At 63.9% G+C, this 3,943-nt stretch carries 3 protein-coding genes; all 3 read right to left on the bottom strand.

The window, feature by feature from the left end; translation table 11 throughout:
• A partial coding sequence (locus tag CXQ91_RS23445; RefSeq protein ID WP_104176259.1) for an NAD(P)(+) transhydrogenase (Re/Si-specific) subunit beta occupies positions 1-1,001 on the bottom strand: 1,001 nt, incomplete at its 3' end.
• Positions 998-2,563 carry a Re/Si-specific NAD(P)(+) transhydrogenase subunit alpha gene (locus CXQ91_RS23450; RefSeq protein WP_104176257.1) on the bottom strand — a complete coding sequence of 522 codons (1,566 nt, stop codon included), beginning with the start codon at positions 2,561-2,563 and terminating at the stop codon, positions 998-1,000. The genes CXQ91_RS23445 and CXQ91_RS23450, both read right to left, overlap by 4 nt.
• A 450-nt stretch (positions 2,564-3,013) precedes the next feature.
• Positions 3,014-3,331: a hypothetical protein gene (locus CXQ91_RS23455; RefSeq protein ID WP_104176258.1), complete on the bottom strand. Its 318-nt coding sequence runs from the start codon at positions 3,329-3,331 to the stop codon at positions 3,014-3,016.
• Positions 3,332-3,943 lie beyond the last annotated feature (612 nt).

Genomic DNA, 3,943 nt, shown 5'->3' on the forward strand with positions numbered 1-3,943 from the left:
GCATTGGACAGCAGTTCGGCGGTGGCTTGGGCGGTGATTTCGCGGTGCTCGCCGTAGTCGGCATCCCTTCCGGCGGGGGCGGCGTTGCCGAACCCGCCGGCGATGACGGAGATGAAGGACCGGTTCATGGCCTTGCACATGATGTAGGACAGGTAGGCGCCGGATGAGCCTACCAGGGCGCCGGTGATGATGAGCAGGTCGTTGTTGAGCAGGAAGCCTGCGGCGGCCGCGGCCCAGCCGGAGTAGCTGTTGAGCATGGACACAACGACGGGCATGTCGCCGCCGCCGATGGAAGCCACGAGGTGCCAGCCCAGCCCCAGCGCAAGCAGGGTGACAACAACCAGCAGCCACAGCTGGGGGTCATTGACATACCAGACCGTGAGGGCGGTAAACGCGATAAGGGCGCCGAGGTTGATGGCGTTCTTCCCCGGCAGCATCAGCGGTGAGGACTTCATTCTGGCCGAGAGTTTCAGGAACGCCACGATCGAGCCGGTGAAGGTCACCGCGCCGATGAAGACGCCGATGAACACCTCGGCATGGTGGATCGCCATCAAGTCGGAGGTAAGAGCCGGGGCTTCGAGGTGGCCGTTCCAGCCGACGAGCACAGCGGCAAGGCCGACGAAACTGTGGAGCAGGGCGATCAGCTCCGGCATGCCGGTCATTTCCACCACACGGGCCCGCCAGAGCCCGATGGCGCCGCCGACCAGCACCGCTATGACGAGCAGGACCAGCCCGGTGAGCGCCGCTCCTGTCCCCCAGGCGCCCTGAAGGGTCAGCCAGATGGTGGCTGCGAGGGCAATGGCCATGCCCGAGATGCCGTAGATGACACCCGTGCGGGCCTTCTCGTGCTTGCTTAGGCCGGCAAGGCTGAGGATAAACAGCAGGGCCGCGACAACGTAGGCCGCACCCGCGATGGACTCTGCGGTCAACTGACCGGAGACAGTATCAGACACGGTAAGGCTCCTGGTTAAAGTTTGCGTTGCTTCACGTACGGCGGTCATCCGTCTGCCCTGTTTCCGCGGGAGAACATCGCGAGCATGCGCCGGGTGACGGCGAAGCCGCCGAAAATGTTGATGCTGGCCAGCAGGACCGCAACAGCGGCGATGATCTGCATGACGATGTTGTCTGAGGTGACCTGCAGCAGCGCGCCGACGACGATGATTCCGGAGATGGCGTTGGTGACGGACATCAGCGGGGTATGAAGGGCATGATGCACCTTCCCGATGACATAGAACCCGACCACGACCGAAAGCATCAGCACCGTGAAGTGCTGCGGCAACGGGGCCGGGGCGACCGCATTTATCCCAAAAAGAATCGCGATACCCCCGGCAATCAGCCCGGCTTTACCGACCGGGCTGAGCCCCGTCTTCTTCGCTGTCTTATTGGCAGCGGACACTCCCGCACGGGTGGCGTCAGTCTGCCCGGCGGGCGCGGCGGAGACTTGGACCGGCGGCGGGGGCCAGATCTTCTCGCCGTTGCGCACCACCGTCACCGAGCGCTGCACCACGTCGTCGAAGTCGATCCTCAGCTGGCCGTCCTTGTCCTTCGTCAGGAGCTTGAGCAGGTTCAGCATATTGGTCCCGTACAGCTGTGACGCCTGTGCCGGCAGCCGTCCGGGAAGGTCCGTGTAGCCCAGGATCACCACACCGTTGTCGGTGACCACGCGTTCTCCGGCAACGGAGCCTTCCACGTTTCCGCCCTGGCCGGCAGCCATGTCAACGATCACGCTGCCTGGTTTCATGCCCGCCACGTCCTCGGCCGTGAGCAGCTTCGGCGCCGGACGGCCCGGAATGAGGGCAGTGGTGATGATGATGTCCACGTCCCGTGCCTGTTCGGAGTAGATCTCGGCCGCGCGCCGGTTGTACGCCTCAGACGTTGCCTTTGCGTACCCGTCCGAAGACGCCATGACCTCGTCGACCTCTACCTTGAGGTAGGTTCCGCCGATGGACTTCACCTGGTCGGCCACCTCCGGCCGTGGGTCGGTAGCGCGCACGATCGCGCCGAGGCTGCTGGCGGCGCCGATCGCCGCCAGCCCGGCCACGCCGGCGCCGGCGACCAGGACCTTGGCCGGCGGGACTTTGCCCGCAGCGGTCACCTGACCGGTGAAAAACCACCCGAATTCGTGTGCTGCCTCAATCACAGCCCGGTACCCGGCAATGTTCGCCATCGAACTCAGCACATCCATCGACTGCGCCCGCGAAATCCGCGGCACGGCGTCCAGGGCCAAGGCCGTGATCGGACGCGCCGCCAAAGCCTCCACCAGCTCTGGCCGCAAGCCCGGACTCAACGTCCCGATCAGTGTCGCACCCTCTGCCAGACGGCCGATCTCGTCTTCTGTGGGCGGATTAATCCTCAGCACCACTTCGCTGCCCCATGCCTCGTCGGCGCCCACAATCATGGCGCCCGCGGCCGCATATGCGTCGTCCGCAAAGGACGCCGAATCCCCCGCGCCCTTCTCGACCACGACCTCGTAGCCCAACTCCAACAACTGCCTCACGGTGACGGGCGTCGCCGCCACCCTTGTCTCGCGGCCTAACTCGCCCACGATCCCTATACGTGTCACTTTTGCTCTCTCCTTCATGTGACGTGCCCGGCAGGATTTCGCACCGGGCAAGACCGGCGTCTTGTTCATTTCCTCGACGGGCCTGTCAGCAAGACGCCGACGGCTCCCGCTGTCTCCTCCACCCGGTCACCACTCCGGGAAAGCTCAGCCCCAGGCGACAAGGAGGTTGCCCATTCGGGCACAGGTATTCTCCTGCTTCCGTCGAAGACGTCCGCGCACAGGAAGTCCGGGGAAGGCTTCTTCAAGGGGGCGCAGGCCTTCGCTGAGGCTGACGGGACTGTGGCGAACGACATCCGCAAGCAGCCCTCTCCGGACGGCCATTCGCTTCTGAAGTCCAGGACAGGCAGCTCTGCGAAGCGGGCCGCCATTTCATCCGAGGTCGAGCCAGATTAGAAAAACCTGTGTGAGGACCTTCCCGCATCCGGCTCATTGATACGCCTTCTGCCACGGCTAAGCGGTCTTCACTGAGTGCAACCGGTTCGTGCCGGTGCCAGCCTGCATTTCGCTACACCTCTGGTTGCCGGCCCTGCCCTCCAAGCGCTCTTGGGCTTCGGCCCTCTGGATGAACACCGGGGGAACCCTCACCTCGAAACCTCGGGCCTTGTCCCACAATCGTCGACGATTGTTCGCATCCGCTGCGCTCCAGACGATGGATGAGTCCTTAGTGGCTGCGTCGATGACGCAATGTCTCACCAGGCTCCCGCCGCGCCAGATTTCGACCTCTACCCCTTCGAGGGTGCTCCAGTCATCAAATTTCACAAAATCCATCGGGTTACTCCAAAGATCGCAATGGGGTTTGAGGTGTGACCCCCTAAAACCGGTCAATATACGCATGGCCGGCGTCGTCACGAGGATCGCCGCCGCATCTCACCTAGGCGAACGGCAGACATCCAGGAATCCCGAACACCGTCTTCGCCTGGTTGAAGCCCTTTCCTGCGGCCTGTACTCGTCGTCTGGTCCTGACGTCACCTCCGGCGGGCGACGTCAGGACCGCAGGACCCGATCCTCAAAAAGGTCGGCGTAAAGACTTGGCCTCCGTAGGCACCTAGCCGCCACGAACCGGAGGCCTCGGCCGGCGACTTCGAGATCAGTGACATCCCCCCGCGTCGATCAGCTGTGCCGGGATAGGTAACAAGACCTGAAGGGCCCTGTTCCTCCCCGCGTCCGGCGCCCCTGAGTCTCCCGCGATCCAGCCCTGCTTCCCAGCGGAAACGGCCCGCAGAAAACGCGGGTACCCCCAGGGTCGGTAGATATGACCGGAGGCTGGCTCTGGAGAGGGCGCGGTCGAGGGATCAGTTGTCACATCATACGGAAACAACGCCTCCCAGCCGTCCTTCGATTTTGCGCGGGCGAGGTTTGAAGGCCAGCTCTTTTTCGCTC

The sequence above is a fragment of the Arthrobacter sp. Y81 genome, from assembly GCF_002929335.1.
In the GTDB taxonomy this organism is placed as follows: Bacteria; Actinomycetota; Actinomycetes; order Actinomycetales; family Micrococcaceae; genus Arthrobacter.